This window comes from Mucilaginibacter flavus, from assembly GCF_030409315.1.
Lineage (GTDB): Bacteria > Bacteroidota > Bacteroidia > Sphingobacteriales > Sphingobacteriaceae > Mucilaginibacter > Mucilaginibacter flavus.
In genome coordinates this window covers 1-17,542 of the sequence record NZ_JAUFPS010000023.1, presented here as the reverse complement: position 1 = coordinate 17,542, position 17,542 = coordinate 1, and the positions used below count along the sequence as shown (strand labels likewise).

General features: G+C 41.0%; 13 protein-coding genes. 1 reads left to right on the top strand and 12 read right to left on the bottom strand.

The genetic code is table 11. The features are described from left to right. Nucleotides 1–21: 21 nt before the first annotated feature. The 6 genes from QWZ17_RS07810 to QWZ17_RS07785 form a co-directional block, all read right to left on the bottom strand. Complete coding sequence (locus QWZ17_RS07810) at nucleotides 22–1,164, bottom strand: epoxide hydrolase family protein (protein WP_290304549.1); 1,143 nt, start codon at nucleotides 1,162–1,164, stop codon at nucleotides 22–24. Between the two features lie 246 nt (nucleotides 1,165–1,410). Further along, entirely contained in the window at nucleotides 1,411–2,361 is a 951-nt protein-coding gene (locus tag QWZ17_RS07805; RefSeq protein WP_290304548.1) for a helix-turn-helix transcriptional regulator, read from the bottom strand. A gap of 490 nt (nucleotides 2,362–2,851) precedes the next feature. Further along, complete coding sequence (locus QWZ17_RS07800) at nucleotides 2,852–3,571, bottom strand: TMEM175 family protein (RefSeq protein WP_290304547.1); 720 nt, start codon at nucleotides 3,569–3,571, stop codon at nucleotides 2,852–2,854. 87 nt (nucleotides 3,572–3,658) lie between these two features. After that, nucleotides 3,659–4,666, bottom strand: coding sequence for a zinc-dependent alcohol dehydrogenase family protein (locus tag QWZ17_RS07795; protein ID WP_290304546.1), 1,008 nt, complete (start codon nucleotides 4,664–4,666; stop codon nucleotides 3,659–3,661). Nucleotides 4,667–4,741: 75 nt separating this feature from the next. Beyond that, nucleotides 4,742–5,662 (bottom strand): MFS transporter, encoded by a 921-nt coding sequence (locus QWZ17_RS07790; RefSeq protein ID WP_290304544.1) that lies wholly within the window; start codon nucleotides 5,660–5,662, stop codon nucleotides 4,742–4,744. Between the two features lie 340 nt (nucleotides 5,663–6,002). After that, complete coding sequence (locus tag QWZ17_RS07785; protein ID WP_290304543.1) at nucleotides 6,003–6,968, bottom strand: DUF2268 domain-containing putative Zn-dependent protease; 966 nt, start codon at nucleotides 6,966–6,968, stop codon at nucleotides 6,003–6,005. Between the two features lie 450 nt (nucleotides 6,969–7,418). Between QWZ17_RS07785 and QWZ17_RS07780 the strand changes: the two genes are divergently transcribed. Then, a complete protein-coding gene (locus QWZ17_RS07780; RefSeq protein ID WP_290304542.1) occupies nucleotides 7,419–8,258 on the top strand; it encodes an ester cyclase in 840 nt (279 codons plus the stop codon). Here QWZ17_RS07780 and QWZ17_RS07775 read toward each other — a convergent pair whose 3' ends face one another. The 6 genes from QWZ17_RS07775 to QWZ17_RS07750 form a co-directional block, all read right to left on the bottom strand. Next, nucleotides 8,259–9,011, bottom strand: coding sequence for a helix-turn-helix domain-containing protein (locus tag QWZ17_RS07775; protein WP_290304541.1), 753 nt, complete (start codon nucleotides 9,009–9,011; stop codon nucleotides 8,259–8,261). A gap of 617 nt (nucleotides 9,012–9,628) precedes the next feature. Beyond that, the gene (locus tag QWZ17_RS07770; protein ID WP_290304540.1) at nucleotides 9,629–10,957 is read right to left on the bottom strand and encodes a PAS domain-containing protein; all 1,329 of its coding nucleotides are present in this window, start codon (nucleotides 10,955–10,957) and stop codon (nucleotides 9,629–9,631) included. Nucleotides 10,958–11,164: 207 nt separating this feature from the next. Further along, nucleotides 11,165–13,222 (bottom strand): hypothetical protein, encoded by a 2,058-nt coding sequence (locus tag QWZ17_RS07765; protein ID WP_290304539.1) that lies wholly within the window; start codon nucleotides 13,220–13,222, stop codon nucleotides 11,165–11,167. A gap of 20 nt (nucleotides 13,223–13,242) precedes the next feature. Next, nucleotides 13,243–14,709 carry a glucosidase family protein gene (locus QWZ17_RS07760; RefSeq protein ID WP_290304538.1) on the bottom strand — a complete coding sequence of 489 codons (1,467 nt, stop codon included), beginning with the start codon at nucleotides 14,707–14,709 and terminating at the stop codon, nucleotides 13,243–13,245. Nucleotides 14,710–14,813: 104 nt separating this feature from the next. Continuing rightward, complete coding sequence (locus QWZ17_RS07755) at nucleotides 14,814–16,412, bottom strand: solute:sodium symporter family transporter (protein ID WP_290304537.1); 1,599 nt, start codon at nucleotides 16,410–16,412, stop codon at nucleotides 14,814–14,816. An 11-nt stretch (nucleotides 16,413–16,423) separates the two neighbouring features. Then, nucleotides 16,424–17,434, bottom strand: coding sequence for a GntR family transcriptional regulator (locus QWZ17_RS07750; protein WP_290304536.1), 1,011 nt, complete (start codon nucleotides 17,432–17,434; stop codon nucleotides 16,424–16,426). Nucleotides 17,435–17,542: the final 108 nt, after the last annotated feature.

Here is a 17,542-nt window from a genome sequence, read left to right as displayed (position 1 = left end):
CTTGACTTATCTAAATGTGGGCTATTTTCCCAGTGGGTTCCAGAAATATGCCCGAACATCATCTGCCCACATTTGAGGGGCTTCCAAAGCAGCGAAACGGCCTCCCTTAGGCATTTTCGTATACTTGGTAACATTAACCTTTCGTTGTGCCCATTCTACAGGCGTATCTGTATCGGCAGGATAAATAGTTAATCCGGCAGGCACCTCCACCCGCCGTTCCGGCTGCGGGCCGTTGGCATAAGCGGCATGGACATCAACCAGGTAAGTTCTGATAGAAGAATTGGCGGTTTGCGTTACCCAATAGATCATAATATTGGTGATCAGTTCGTCTTTGCTAAAACTGTTATCCATATTTCCTTTGGTATCGCTCCAGCTATAAAATTTCTCCAATAACCAGGCAGCCAGGCCAACTGGTGAATCATTAAGTGAATAGGCCAGAGTTTGCGGTTTGGTCGACTGCAGCATATTGAAAGCGCCCTCGGCGTAAAACCAACGCTGTATCTTTTGGCCGAATTCCTGTTCGGCAGGCGACATTTTTGACCAATCTTCACTGCCGTTGGGATAGCCAACGTCTGTGAGATGTATGGCGCTAACACGGTCGGGATAGTTTAAGGCTAGTGTTTTTGTGATACCGGATGCGCCTGCCGCGTCAAACGTTTTATAGCCCAATACATCGGTCATTAATCTGGCCCATAAATCTGCTGTTTTCGTAGAAGGAAGCGTTACCGGGTCTGAAAAGCCAAAACCTGGTATCGATGGTATGATAACGTCAAAAGATTGATTGGGGTCTCCGCCGTAACTGGCTGGGTCGGCCAGCATCGGGATCACCTTATAAAACCGGAAAAAACTATCGGGCCACTCGTGTGTAAGAATCAATGGCTTAGGATGAGGCCCTTTTCCTTTAACATAAACAAAATGAATACTGACGCCGTTGATCTCGGCTTTATATTGGGGAAAACTATTCAGTAACGATTCTTGCTTACGCCAGTCGTATTTACTTTGCCAGTAGGTAACCAGTTCTTTTAAATAAGCCGGGTTGGTGCCATAATTCCAGCCTGCATTTTCAGGTTCGTCCGGCCAGCGGGTGGCTTTTAGTCTTGTATTAAGATCGTCCAAAACTGTTTGCGGTACTTCAATTTTAAATGGTGTGATTTGCGTTTTCATAGCATTGGTTTTTGTGTTGTTAATCTGCGAATAGGAAGTAAAAAAGTTGCCCAGCAATAATATACCGAGAAGTATTAGTTTCTGATTTTTCATTGTCAATTGCTTTATAATACAAGGTTACAGCAGGCAACTGACAACAGTGTGTCAATTGGAAATTGAACTAATGAAAAAAAACGGAAAACTTTTTCAGGCAATTGAAAAACAGGTAATTGACGACTAAAGACGACCGGGACCGGAAGCGTTCTTTTAAATATTTTGGCTTATTTCAGCCAGGTAGTCTTTAACCACCGTACGCAACAAATCAGGCTCTACTATTTTGGCATGGTCTGCAAATGTGATGAACCAACGGGTAAAGGCATCTGTACAATAGGCCAAAAACGTCCACTGGAGCTGGTTATTACCTAATTCTTCTTCTCCTACAAACCCATAATTCAGTTTCTGTTCCTGGATATAGTGCGCAAAATCGGAATCAACGTTTAAAACGATCTTGATCATCATTTTCGCCCCGTTTACCTGGTCAAAAAAGTGATTTAAAGTCATGTGTTTTTTATGAAAAGGTTCATCTGTCGGGGTAATCTGGTGGATACGTTCCGTCCGGTAATGGCGGTAATCCTTGATATGATAACAATATGCAATAATGCTCCACTGGCCTTCGTCGAAAAAAATCCCTATAGGTTCAATTTTACGGGAAACGATTTGATCTTTTTTTTCTTCGTCCCATACCGCATAACGGATGTAAATTATCTTTTTTTCGGAAATGCTTGCTAAAAGCGAAGATACTACCTGGATGTTCGCGGGATTCTTAGGTTTTTTGTCCACTACTTTAATCCGTTCTGCCATATCTTCAACTAACTCTTTTTCCACATGCTTCAATACCGCTTTGATCTTATACATGCCCGATTTATAATGTTCGCTATTGGCAGTATCTGCATATTTTTCAACGATCTTTTCCGCAAACTGGAAAGCAATCGCCTCCTCACGGTTAAACATTACCGGGGGTAATTTATAGCCTTCCACCAATGAGTAGCCTACACCCAACTCACCGATCAAAGGAACACCGGCCTGCTCCAGTGATTTGAGATCCCGGTAAACGGTCCTTAAACTAATTTCAAAACGGTCGGCAATTTCCTGCGCTTTGACAATCCGTTTAGATTGAAGTTGTATTAATATAGCGGTTAAGCGGTCAAATCTGTTCATAGCAGGAAATAGAAATATTGGTTAAGATAGTTAACATTCGATAAAAAAATTAACCTAAATAAAATTCAAAGCAATTAGGTGAATGCAGAACTTTATCGTTATCGTGCCGGCCCCACAAAGACTGAAAATTTGCTTTAAAATTTACTAAAAGCATTATTCTTTGTAGAATGTTTGCTTATGGCGAAGTAATTAAGGTGAAAGACCTCCAGAATGAACTAAGAACATCACAGGAATTGCCTACGTCGCAGATACCTGAGTTAACGCGTTTCTCAATATAAAAAGTTTTGCCACCTACTTTACCAACAGGAAGGAATCCGCAGCCAAAAGTCTGCAGCTTCTATCCTTAAGGGTTATTATTGTGGTTAGGGATACAAACTTGCCGGCTTCAACTTGAATTAACCACCTTTATCTATTTTTGCCTTTCAAATAACTTAAATGCAAATACTTTTGATGATCACTCAACTTTGAAATTGACCTTTCTGGTCTTTTTTTAAGGTGTTTTGTGCTTTCGTAATGGACCGAATAACATTGATATGAGTGGTTTATTAACGTTATCTGGGTAGTAGTGCTTTTTTACCCTGCTGATAATAAGACCATATAACGCAAAGCCGAATACTATGTAAATCATATTTAATGAATAATACATAAGTATAATTAGCGCTGTGCATAATAAGGGGAATGCTACGTAATTCATACGTTGAACCTTCCACTCCAAAATGGCATCAAAATCGGACGAGTCGATACAGAGTTTACTTTTACGGGTTATTAGATAATGAACCATTATAGTTTGTATCAACATAAGTGATGCTACAATACCAAAATAGAAGCTAAAGCCCCATGAAAATTGTATGGTTTGCGAATTTATGGCGACCAAGGAAACAGAGAAAGGGAAAAGCGATATAAAGAACAGGAACAACAGGTTAATGATGATCAGGCCTCTGTTGTAATTTTTTAAAATACTGAATATTCGTAGATGCCCGTACCAGAAATTACCAATGAGCGAAAAGCTTAACAAATAGGCTGTAAACCGGGGTAGGAGATCAATAATTGCTTGCTTAATGTGCTTCGCATCGGCGTGAACAATGCTTTCGGGCAATTTGATATCTATCACCATTATGGTTATGATAATCGCAAACACGGCGTCGCTGAAAAGAATTACCCGTTCCAGCTGAAACTCATGTTTTATTTCCTCTTCTTCTTTGCTATTCATGTTGGCTCAAATGAATTACAGTGAATAATTTTGCCACAATTTACCCGATGAGTACTCAGCCTGGGTTTGATAAAATCTAATTGGTTGTTACATTTTTACGATGACTTTCCCAAACGCCAGTCCTGCTTCTAAATAAGTAAAGGCTTGTTGAATCTGATCTACTGGATATACTTTGTCAATAACCGGTTTAAGCTTGTTAATCCTTACAGCGTCAGCGAGCAAATGCAGATCCTGGCTGCTTCCTACAGAATTCCCCTGTAGCCTGATATAGTTCATGATGACTACAGACAGTTTTATGGAAATTTCGCCTCCGGTCAAAAAACCCACCAGCCCAACATAGGCGTTTTCTTTACAGGAAAGTATGCTTTGCTCTATAGTTGCCTGACCTGCTATATCCAGTGTAATATCTACGCCTTGGCCATTATTGAGCCGCTTAACCTCCTGGCTAAATTCAGGGTGTTTGTTATAATTGATCACCTCGTGGGCACCAAGATCTTTTAGCCCTTTTATTTTTTCATCTGAACTTGTGGTAGCAATGATTTTAACGCCAAAAAGCTTTGCAATTTGTAAAGCGAATAAAGAAACACCACCGCTTCCCTGTATCAATATGGTTTGACCAGCCTTTATCTTTGCCTGTGTTACCAGGTTTGTCCAGGCAGTAAGACCGGAAACCGGGAGTGTGGCGGCTTCTTCATCTGACAAAGTATCAGGCGTTCTCACTACAGTATTTGCCGGAGCAATCAGATATTCTGATAGCAATCCTGGAGTTTGTATTCCTGTCCTAATGGAATTTGTTTCTGTAGTTATTTTGCCTGCTTCCCATTTTTGAATAAATGGAATCAGTACCCGATCCCCTTTTGTCCACGAAGTTACACCATCGCCAACTTTTTCGATAATTCCCACGCCCTCCGACACGGGAATATGAGGCAGCGGCAAATTGGGATCGAGCGACCCATTTACCACGATTAAATCCAGATGTTGTAATGAAGCCGCTGTGACTTTAATTAAAACCTCATTGTGTTTTGGCTTCGGCTTTAAAATATCAACAAGTTTTAAATGTTCAATTCCGAATTGGCTAAATTGTATGACTTTCATTTACTTTTTATTTAAATAAGGATTTGGTGTTTCCCAGTAATTTATAACCAAATGCGCATCCGGCTAAAAGAAATATCAAGACCAGCCATAGAGTGTTATAGCCAAACCGTTGAACAAAATAAAACCCTCCTGCCGGACCAATGAGCTGCGCAACAGAAACGGCCCACATGATTTCAGTGGAATCAGCAGCAATATAAATGAGAACGCGGTTACTTGCGCTCCCATTTTAATATAAAATAAGCTGGACTTTTTTTTCACGAAAGCGTTGACCATAAGCATTTCGAAAACGGCAATATAAAGTCCATTTAATCCGATAATTAAGCCAATGACAGATTCTTTCAACTGCCACTGTTGCTTAAAAAACAAAGGCATTATCCGGAAAAACAGATAGAAACAGGTATAGAAAACAGAAGTAAGTAAGATAAATTTAACGTAATGTGTGTCTTTCCAGGGTTTAAGCCCTCCGGCTAAGGATAAGGGCATCGTCTGGCTTTCTTTTGCTTTTTTAGACTTGATGGGCTTAAGGAAAATAACAATCAGTAAACCTGCGAAAATACTGGTGCCACCATCTATACGAAACAACCATGGGTAACTGAAAGCAGCAACGATACCACCCAAGGCCGAACCAAAGGCCCATCCAATATTACTGGCCATCCGATTTAGAGAATACGCTCTGGTAGCGGTATTTTCTTTTGCATAAGCTGACACTGCTGTAAAATTAGCTGGCCGGAACGCTTCCGCAAATAAGGCGATTGTAAATATCAAAACGTTTAATGCGGTAAAGTTGGTTACCAGAGGATAAACAATAAAAAGCAAACCGCCGATAGCGATACTCAATATCTGCACGGTATGGAACCCGATCAAATCAGAAAGTTTACCACCAATAAAACTACCTAAAACCGATCCAATGCCAAATAAGGTAAATATTATCCCTGTGTCAGTAGCAGGCCTGTGAAGATATAGGGTAATATACAGGCTCATAAATGGTATAGCCATATAGGTACTTCTGTTGATCAAAATAACCATGCTCAACAGCCATGTGTCCCGGCTTAAACCGCTAAAGGAGTCCTTATAAAATCCGAAGCCTCTCTGTAGCTTTAAAATGAAATTATCGAGCATATATTAGTATATAATTTACAATTGTCAGGTGTCGATTTACCAAAATCCTAAATGTTCCACCAGCGCTCTACCGGTTCTTTTTATTCTATTAAAGTAATAATAATAACTAGGTAGGCCATCACGTTTTGCTTGCAAGCTTTACGCCTGTAGTCAGACAAATTTTACCAGCGACCATTTTTTTGCTTTTGTTACCCTTTCTAAGGGGATTGTCATTCGTTTAATCTTCATGCTGCGCTGCTGCATATCCGCTTCTTTCAAAGAAATGCCGAACCGCATTTTTGTCGTCATAATCCAAGTGAAAAATCTCAGCTATAACTCCAGCCTTATCCTCAGCATGAGTATAATAATATTTGCAGATCGCATAGCCCATAAAATAGCCAAGGTCAGCGTGCCCGTTTTTTATTGTTGAGCCATTATACAGCCAATCGCCGATCTGCGAACCGTACATTTGCGTTTTAAATCTGTTCCATAACTCTCTTTCATGGGTTTTTCCGTAAAAAATATACGGCGTCTTCCGCTCTCTCGTAGTGAGTAGTTCAGCGATAAAATCGCATGCTCCTTCGCGGATACAGAAACCTAATAACTCCATTTTGCCTTCCTGATCCCCATCGCTGATATGCTGTTGCGTATGCCCGAGCTCATGTGCCAATAAACCATAAATTCCAGGGCTGTCATGGAACACGTCTTTTAAAAACTGACTTAAACCTTCTGTATTAACCGTGCTGTCGGCCGTAGCAATTTCAGCGCCCATTAACACTCTTCCCGGTGAAGTCACACCACCGGTCCTCAGGTTACCGATGACAAAATACACCGATGGTTTTTTGAATTCAGGATATAGCTTTTTAAACCGCACCATTAGCTTATTAATTTTTGAGGTATCAGCTATAGCGGCCATCGTATGCGGGCGAATACTTACCCAAAAGCGGGGATGTTCATTTATGGCTTTTACCCAACTGCCTGCGTTTAATTTCCGCGCAGACATCATATCTTTCAGCCCCGCACTTGCACGATCTAAATAAACCCTCCGGATGATATCTTTTTGAGCTGTGGTATCTTTGGTTAGAGTTAATTTGTCGTATGCGTTCCAAAAATTGCTGATATCAGAAACAGAAATGCAGGAGTCTTGCTGCGCCGGGACGTTTAAGGATAAAAATAGAAGAATTAAGAGGCTGTAAATTTTCATTATGTTTTATAAAATACGACTATCCGTCTTATGTGTGTGAACCTATACAACCTATTATTCATTTTTCATTCATACCTCAGCTAAAAAGCGAATCCCGAAATGCGGATTAAAACCGGCTTTCCCTGTCCTCGTATTTCATCGTGGACGGATAAGAGTAATTGCTTATGCAGCTATAGATACGAGTTTTTAAAAAATGCCATATGCCCTATAATTCGCCTTTAACATTTAATGCCTTTTAGGGAACCCATCCTACTTAATCCGGTTTTCCATTGGACAGTGGCACAAAATTATCACCGGCAACTGACAACAGTATGTCAATTGAACTCCGTGATATTGATTATTTTTTTTAACCCCAAGCTGCAACACTGAATTAGCAAACCGTCTATAAAATCAATGATTTTTTACAATGACCGGCAAATTCAGCCATGCATTTTTGTAAAGAAAAAACTTATGAAAACTATGATCAAAATTGGGACGATTGTCCTGGCTATTCTAACGGCGAACAGTACGCTGGCACAAAACAAATCAAATACACAAAAATCAATGGACATGAAAAACAAAGAAATTCTTAAAACGCTGTACACAGAAGTGTTGAATAATCGCCGGTTTGACATACTCAGCGGCATTATTGCCGCTGAGTATAAAAATAAGGATCAAGAGAGCGGACCGACCGCATTTTTATCCGATATTCAGGTATTATTAAAGGCTTTCCCTGACGGAAAATGGAAAGTGATCGATATGGTTGCAGAGGATAACAAGGTGGTAGTTATACAGGAATTCTCAGGTACACAAAAGGAAAAGTTTCAATTTATTGATTCTACCGGCCTTAATACCATTACGCCGGGAATTGTAATCTATGAGTTAAAAAACGGTCAGGTAATCAGTGCCAAACCGGAGACAAACCAGCTGAAATTTTTTCAGGACCTCGGACTGCTACCTGCAGACATTACCAGGCTAGCAAAACAAAAAAGCAACCAACAGGTAGCGCTAATTGACAAGATTACTATCCCCAAAGCCGCATATATCAAAGTGATGCAGGAAACCGATCAAATCAATAGGTTCATTTCCGGATTGCCAGGTCTTATACGTCAGGAAGCCTTTGAACTTAAAGACGCCGAGGGTAATATAACGCTGGTAACAACAGCGATCTGGGAAAGCCAAAAGGTTTTAACGCAAGCCCGCGAAGAGGTACAGGCCGAATTTCAGCGGATCAATTTGAATCCACAGGAACTATTCGGTCGCCTGCATGTCAAGATGGAAAGATCAGTTTATCAGGTATTAAATAAATAACTACCATAACGGGGGAACCGAAAAAAATTCGGTAGGCGTCTGACCGGTAAAAAGCTTAAAGTCTTTATTAAAATGTGCCTGGTCAAAAAAACCGGCTGCAAGTGCCAATTCCGTAAGTGAATTGCCTTTGCGGCCGGTTTCAACAATGGTCTTCATTCTGAGGATAGAAGTATATTGTTTTGGAGTGCTGCCAACTACCCTACGAAACCTTTTTTCTAAAGCATCCTGGCTGATGCACAAATCTGCCGCAAGGGATTTAATCCTTACTAGGCCATTAGTACTATTAATTTTTTTTAGCGAAAAATCGACCAGCGGATCTCTTTGCGCTTTAAGCCTTTCCAGTAAAAAGCATTCAATCAAAGCAATTTTGCCGGATATGGTCATGATTTCCGACAATTGTTCTTCTAATTGGCTAACCCATGAATCTCCTGCCAGGTCGCCCAGCGCCACCTGAGATCCATATAACTCATGCAACGGCAACCTAAAAAATGCAGCGGCACCGGTTGTCTCAAACTGCACAATAACATTTCCCGAATCCGGAACATAATTTATAAGTCGCGCAGTTTTTTGTAATCCAGCTACGGAAAGAGCGGGTAATTCCCGGCCAAACTGGTAAAGCCCCCCTCTGAAACGAAGAGCCATGAAAATGGTGGTGTCCGGCAACAAACGGTTTATTTGTTCCTGCCCGTTTTCAATAACCAGGTAAGACCTTATATAGGGTCGTAAACTTTGACTTGGTTCCCAGCGTTGCATAGAATCTAAATTAATCCAATTTTGTTTATTTTAATCTAGCGGTTAATTATTTTACTTCTAAATGGAAGAGCGGTTAGAAAATAAAATATCCTCAACCCGCATTCCCCAGCGAGTAAAATCGAAAATCGCATCACGGACGGCAAGGGCATCCTTAGGCAGAAGATACAGCGTCCAATCAGGCCGCAGTAAGTTACTACATCAAAAGTATAATAAGTTATCACCTTGTTTCATCCCAGGGTTAATTTTCTTAATTTATTTTCCAGATGTGACGCCTGCACCTAAAACAGTGATAGCGTTTAACCGGCAGCCAGAATAAAAACACCTTCATGAAACCATTCCGTCGCACTCGCTCGACATCATTTTTAGTTCCACCACACTTACAAAATTTATTCGGTTCAATAGATTTAGGGGTATTAACGTTCATATAAAATTAGTGGTCGTAATATATTGGGGTTACTTAGCAGTGTTATGTGTTATATAAAATCTCTAAATGAATTACTTAAATAGTATGCCAATAATTTTTTTGTTTTAATGCATGTTGCAACCCTGTTTCCTATTATCAACAGAAAGAAAATCCATGCAATTTCATATGGATGATTTAAAAATCAGCCAGATACTCATTCCGCCCATCCTTTATTATTAAAACGATCTGTTACTAACCCGACACTTTCGGTCAGTGATGATATTTTTTGAATCATATCGTCTAACTCCTGGCAAGAGCTATGCAGAAAACTAATAAGTTGCTGCTCATTTTTATCAAGCTTGATATCAGAATTAATAATTTGTGTGAGCGACATAATCCTTGCAAGAGGTGCCCGAGCCAGATGCGACTGCATCCAGGCAATATCGAATAGAATCCTATTTTGTTCTTCAATTTTAAACTGGTAATTTTTATTTTCTGTAATGTCCCTGCCTGTTATACATACGCCGGTGATAGCCTCGTTTTCATACAGTGGAATAATATTAAAATTTACCCAGATAGTCGTTCCGTTTGAACCGGTCAACTTCTTTTCATATTTTTCAACCTTACCGCCTCTGGCCTTAAAAAAAAGATTTAAAAACAATTGTTCTTCCTCTTTTTCCCAAAGAGAAATCAAACTTTTTCGAACCTGACATTTCCAGTCGGTATTAAATTCAAACAATTCCCTGGCCCGGTTATTATAGTGACAAATAAGCCCTTCACAATCAAGAATTATTATCCCTACAATGTCGCTTTCGAAAATAGCTTTAAGATTGGCCTGTAAATCCTGCCCCGTACTGATGTTTATCTTTGATTCTGTAATATTCTGAATCATCCCTTCTACTTCGATAAGGCGGCCTTTAATGTCTTTTTTATTTACTGCTGCCTGAAAAAAGTGCTGGGTGCTGTTACCTTGTTTTTGTACCAGGTAGTTTATAGCCTGGCAGTTATTGCCCGTACTGCCTTCAAAGAACAAATCAATGACCTTTACCCGGGAAGCGGGGTCGGTTGAGTTTAGAAAATCTGTGATATTGGGATTTTTATAGCATGTTTTAAGATCAAGCAAATTAAAAAACTCATGAGAGCAATATAGATTTCCGTTTATTGCGTCGAAACGCCAATAGCCTATTTTACCTAACCCTTGTATATTCTTCCAACTTTGTTGAATATCTATAATTTCCAGCCCCCTCTTAACCGACTTTCGGTTATTTGATTCAAAATTTAAATTAGAAGTACATACACTTAATTCCGCAGGGTTCAAAACCGCCAATTCATCCAACAAGCGGATTTTTCCATAAATGGAGTAACAGAAGCCCGCACTAATTTTCAATATGCTTGCCGAAATTACAATCATTATTGTATACCTGAGATTAGATACCCCCAATGATGAAATGGAGCCAACAAATTGGCCGGGAATAGTCGCAATCAATATCAACAGAACTGCGGTAAGAAAAAAAATAATCATCAGATAATGTTTGATTTTCATAAAAAGTTCCTTTACCGTTTGTATTTGTTTTGTTTCTACACCCGCCCTGCGGGCTGTTTTAGCAGAGCAATTACATGTTGATCAGTCGATTTTACTTCAGCATAGCAGTCTGACAATTCAGGCCTTTCCCGTCAAGTAAGCCTTCTCACTCTCGCCCCGGAGATTTGCATATTTTAGCGTTTTTATTACATCCACAGATCAGAAATCCTACAACGAAATTTTAGCAGTGCCGCCATTCTTCACCGCATATTGATATGCTCTACCGTTCCTCCTGACAATGATTTTCAGTTTACCACCAGTGCTTTTTTGAACCTGTAAGTCGAATACAGTACCAAAGGCATGAATATTATTAAGGCTCATGTCATTCCAGTTTTCGGGCAGGCGGGGTGTGCAATCAAAGACATTTAGCCCCCTGGGCCTGATACCAAACATCCCTTCTATAAAAATCCGGCAGTAAAGTCCGCTTTCGGCAGAAAGGTGCCTTTGATTTCCTTCAGGGTAGGCCTCCACCGGGTAAGGTACATGATCGCCTAAGAGTCTTCTTTGCGAATAATAATGAAGAAAAGATAATGCGCGGGATGTCGCCCCTGCTTGAAAAACTCCACGAAGGGCATACAAAGTCGAGCGGTCCCAGAAAGTGTTTTTTCCTGACTCTGTTGCAAGGCCATCATTTGTCCAGAGCGTCGGTGAAAACAGTGCATCAATCGTACCGTCCGATCGGTCATAAATACCCATTGTCAATGGGATACATATCCATGCCCGCAGCGTTTCATTGTTTTTGTAATATCGGTAAGTTTGAAATCCCTGGACCTGCGCGCCGAAATATTTTTCGATATTGACTTTGAGATTAGATGCGGCCGAGGAATAAGATTCCGTTTCTGACTTTGATATCCCAAGGTTTCTGCCCAGGTAGCCCGCTGAGATGAGCGCATCGTAATAAAGGCAGCTGGTTGATAAGTTTGCATTTCCGGCAGGAAACCTGCCCTCCAGTTCATCCGTGTTGGAAAGAACAACTCCATCTGCATTTAGATGACGCCGGTTGTATTCCAGGCACCACTTGATTAATGGCCACAATAGCCGGGCACTATCTGCGCTACCAACAGTAAGCGCGTACCTTGAAGCACCATAGGCGATCATGGCCTGGTCACCGCGGTCTCCCGCACCATGCCATGTTGTATCGCCTTCGGCAACTATGGAACTTGGGATAGGGCGATAATCCGGATTCATGTACCTGGCAAAAAGCCTGTAGCTATTCATCGCCGATGCATTGGCAATGCTGTCTCCGGTGAAGGCAAAAAACGGGTTTACATATTCGGCCTGATCATTCGCCCAGATAGCCGCGTAATACGATAATCCTCCCGGACTATGCAGGTAACCGGTCTTGGTTTTAAAAATACTTTCTGTGGCCCTGATTTTGGCAAAGGCAAATGCTGTATTTAAAACGCTATCCGGTGTAACCAGCTGCAAGGGCTTCAAAATTTGCTTTATCCTTGCTTTCCGGTCAGCCAGTTCCCGCATAAGATCTGCATGAAATGGGATATCAGGCAGGTCTGTCATCCGGTAAGTTATACCGAAAATAGCCGATTCGCCCTTCTTTAATTTATAACTCCCCGCATTGACTGATTCAACCATTAAAGTATGAGGTCTTCCTTTACTTCGCAAAGAATCAGTTTTTTCCCTGCGGGTCATTTCATCCATTTCGATGGTTGCAACATTTGCTGCAGCGTTAGTAACCCTGATTATTTCCACCGCCATAGGCAATGTTGCTGATGGAAAAAGGTATCGCTCTATTTTTAAGGATTCCGGGCTGTTAACCATTCCATCCATCATCATGATACCATTCTGATAAATATTTCCAACTTTTAGCGTACGGTCGTCTGTGGCTGGATTTCGCACGAGGTTGATCTGGTTACCATTACAGAAAATTTTCGGGAGCTCATCATCACTGAATGTGAAAGAGACATGACTCCTGGTATCATCCGGCAACATGCGAAAGGTTGGAAAAACAACCGTTCGGGTCAAACGGGAAACTCCGGCCGTGTCTATTTCATATTTAACCCATAGCGAAGTTTTTTGTCCTGACATTTCGATATGATCATTATGAGGCAAGCGATCACCCGGTTGCCAGCGAATAGCGCCATCAGGCATCATTTGCCAGCGATCTTTTTGTGCAGAAAGTGCGCGTTGTTGCGCCTGTAAGTAACATGGCAGGAGGATCAAAAAGAGTATTGACTGAATTGTGCTCCTGGTTTTAGTAAATGACATCAGAGATTTTTATATTTTAATTAAGGCAGCGCGTTAACAGTTATGGATTGCCCGGGAAAGGCGGTAACTTCTGCGTATGATATGACAGCGCCCTGATCGTCCCTGCTTTGCTGCAGTTTATGCTTTTGATGGTTAACGTAAGCGGTTGTCAGTTTTCCATAGAATGCCGCTCTCCACTTGAAGGTCTTTTTACCTGTGTTATGAATTAGTGATGCTGTTGGACTAAAATGGGTCAGGTTAATCGTAGTTCCCAGAACAGGCAAATGCCTGATCTTGCTGATGTCGGCAGCGTGAGAACGGTAAATAGTAAAAAGTGACTTATTTCTCGCATCAGGAGAAACCCCCATCAAACCCTGGATTATTCCCTCTACGACCCCAAAAGAAACCTCGGGATACTCGCGCCGCTCGGTTCCGGGATCAGACAGATAAAGTATATTCTGCCTGCCATCCTCCCAGTGCCCATATTTATAGAATAAGAGCGGGTAATAAGACCTGTTTTCCATGTTCCGGTTTAAGGGTTTGATGTAGGCAATCGTGCTTTCCCTTCTTTCCCGGTTGTTTAATGCCCCGAACCAAAGCATAAAAGTTTCACCTTCATCATTCCCAAATGTCCCCTCATTACTCAGGTAAGTATAATACTGCGATTTGCCGGCGTTCCACCATTTAGTTTCCAGATGTTCCTGGTATTTGCCGGCCAGCTCCCTGTAGTGAGCAGCCTTTTTTACCTCACCTTTAAAATCCAGCATTTCTGAGTATGTAAGCAAGCCGCGATATAATGCTGCGACGAGGTCAGCGCCGACTTTTAAATTGGTTATTCCTTCTGAATAGGATGGTAAACCGCGGCAGCGGTTAAAGGAATCATTGTCTTTATAAGGCACAGGAGCGTTTGGATGTGATGGCCTTGTTAGCAAGGAATCTGATTGCAGTACCCATGCCTTAACATATTCATCAACAGTTTTTTCGCTGAAATTGACAAATTTCGGATCATCGATATAATACCGGTTGCCCGTCCATTGGTATAAACGCCAACTGGCATAAAGCAAATCAAAATTAGCAGGGAGATTATACCAAAATTCCCTGTCGCTTCGATAATCCTCTGGTGCCGGCTTGTTCCACTTATTGATTTCCCAATACGAACACCAGTTTTTAGCAGAAGATATATGATCTGCAAAAAGGGTTAGCATGTTCAGATTTTCCTTTTCCATACCCAATATCTCCCCACCGACACATTGGTGAGATACGTCACGCATACAAAAGGCATATCTTGGTGGTAAGGCAGATTCATACCATGGACCAACTGAATCTTTTAAACTTCCCCTGTAATGCAAAGCCATACTTCTCGCCCAGGTAAAAGCTTCGGTTAACTTTAGGTCTGTTGAAGAAAATTGTACCGATGGTGTCTGGGCCATGGTACTGCCTGCAAAGAGGATTGCCATCGAAATTCCGGCGGCCCGGCGATAGGTAAAATTAAAATAATTGAAAGCCATGCATTTGTTAAAATAGAGTGTTACAAGTACAAAAAAAAAACAAAATATTGTTCTATTCTGGTCTGTTCTTATAAAAATATAAAAAAAACAAAAACCTGCAAAACTTATTTTGCTAAACCGAATCTGGAAAAAACCAGGAACACTCCTATCATCATCATTATCAGCAGCATACTATAAAAATGCCTGTACTTCCATGGTTTGGCGTCAATCTGCTGCAACTGCTTTAAATGAAATGCATTTGGGGCCGGAAAAAACTTACCTATTATTAGCATCAATGCACTGGTGAGGAGAAAAAGAATGGCAAGAATATGCAGGAAATGGATATGCGTATTGAATATTAGCTGGGTAAAGGCGTAAATTGTAATAAAAAAAACCAGGCCGATCTTCGCAGCAATGGCGGGAACTCTTTTGGTAAGGAGCCCAATGATCAGAATGGTAAAAATCGGCACATTAAAAAAACCATTTACAATTTGCACGTAAGCGTAAAATCCATTTTTTACCAGTAAAATAAAAGGTGCGATAAACATTGCGGCAAGGCAGATGGCGATTTCAAACAATTTAGCTTTTCTGAGCAAATCAGATTCGGGCAGTACCCGCCCTTTTTTTTTCATAGCCGGTTTATAGATATTTAATATAAACAGTGTACTGGAACTATTTAACCCCGCATTAAAAGTACTTAACGCGGTTCCAAACACGATTGCTGCTATGTAACCCGCAAGAGCGGGCGGTGCTGTCAAACTATTTAACCGGGGAAAAACCTCCGCCGGGTTTTTTAGCTTGCTGAAAATATGCACGGCAATCACACCCGGGATATTCAACAGCAAGGGCGAGATCAGCTTTCCAAAGCATGCCAGTGTTATACCCTTTTGCGAGTTCTTTAAATCCCTCGAACTTAAAACCTGTTGAATAATATATTGCTCGGTGCCCCAGTAATATAAGTTCACCAGTAACATTCCGGTAAATAAGGTGGAAAATGGTATCGGATCTGTAGCCGATCCTATGCTGTTCAGGTGATCGGTATGTTTTGATAATACCACACTTAGGCCACTTAACACATTTCCCCTACCTACATATTTCAGTGCAAAAACCGGAAGGATGATCCCGCCTGCAAAAAAACCTAACCCGAGAAAGGTATCTGAAACGGTAATTGCTCTCAGGCCACCAATTACTGCATATAAGCCACCGGCCGCACCTATTACCCAAACAAGAATCCATATGGTAGCTGTATAATTTATCCTAAGCAATTCAGATATGTGAAACAAACCGTCAAATGCTATCGCCCCGCCATAAAGTACTGACGGCAGAAGATTAACAACATAACTCAAAAGAAATATTACAGAGACAGCCTTGCCAATTTCGGGGCTATAGCGCATGCTTAGAAAATCAGGTGTTGTGGCGATGCCAAGCTTTAAGTAGTTTGGCACAAGGAATTCCGAAACAATGAGCATGGCCAGTACAGAGGTAATTCCCCAGGCCATAATACTCATATTACCTGTAAAGGCCAGTTCGTTTTCACCAACTATCGTAGCTGTATTTATATTGGAAAACAGTAAACCGCTTCCTATAAATACAAAGCTTAGGTTTTTGTTCGCCATAAAAAAATCGCTTACCGTGCGGGCACGATTTTTTCGGGATTTATACCACGATAATACCGCCAGAGAAAGAGTAAACCCTAAGAAACTCAAAATGGCCGTGATATTCATATAAGTGACTTTTAAAGCGTATTGCGGCGGAACAATAGCATTGGTACGGTTTCCTGTAATTTTTCCTTCGACATCACAGCCTGACCAGCTTTTTTGCCCATATCAGCGAAATCCGCAGAAAATGTCGTGATCCCGATAATTTCCTTTGCAGGTTCATCATTAGAGGATAATACGCCGACATCAGTGCCTGGAATAAGATTTTTATGCTTACAATCCCGCATGATTTGCCATAACGCGAAGTTATCCAGCGTGAAATACACCTTACCATTCTGAACAGAACCTTCTTTATATTCTTCCTCTATGCGGCCCCTTAGCTTAAAATCCTTCAGGAAGCGTTTAAACGAGGAAACGATCTCTTTGGGGTCGAGCGAGTTTGGCGAATGATAAAAGATGACTTCTTTAAAACCGGCTATGCGGTCCGCCAGCTGCGAGAAAATATTGTAGGATGATTGTTCGAATTCTTGGGTAATATGGTTTACTTCTGTATTTACATTTTCAAACCGATCAAACAGCAGCAGTTTGTTCGCCGGGATTCCGGCCAGTAAATCCTTCGTTTTTTTATGGGGAATGGGCGCGATGACATACATTCCGAATTTACCTTTTACCTGCGCAAGTATAGTTTCAAAAATCTCTATGTTTCCATGATGAAAGTAGGTATTCAACTGAACCTGGCGTCCCAGTTCATGCCTGAAATTCCTGTAAAATTGTTCTTCAAAGGTATCAAGGTTATACATCAGCAGCGCAACAGTCAGCGTTTGCTCCGTGTTACCATTGGCTATATAATAACCCTGGCGGAATTGTGATTCGACAATACCTCTCGTTACCAGTTCCTTGTAAGCCTTTACAACAGTCTCGCGTGAATAGCTAAGTTCCTTAATCAGTGTATTTACCGAGGGCATCGGATCGCCTGGAGCAACTACCTTCTCATTGATCGCATTAATAACACCCTGTACAAATCGTTCATGCTTTGAAAAAGTAGGTACATCTGCAAGCTTCTTAATTTCCTCAATAATTCCGTTCATTATGAATTTTTTATGCCAAATTAAAAAAAGAGGCTGTATCATAAAACAAATGGTACAGTCTTTTTTTATAATCTGCTAATCGAAGATTAGACAATTTAATGAATTGAG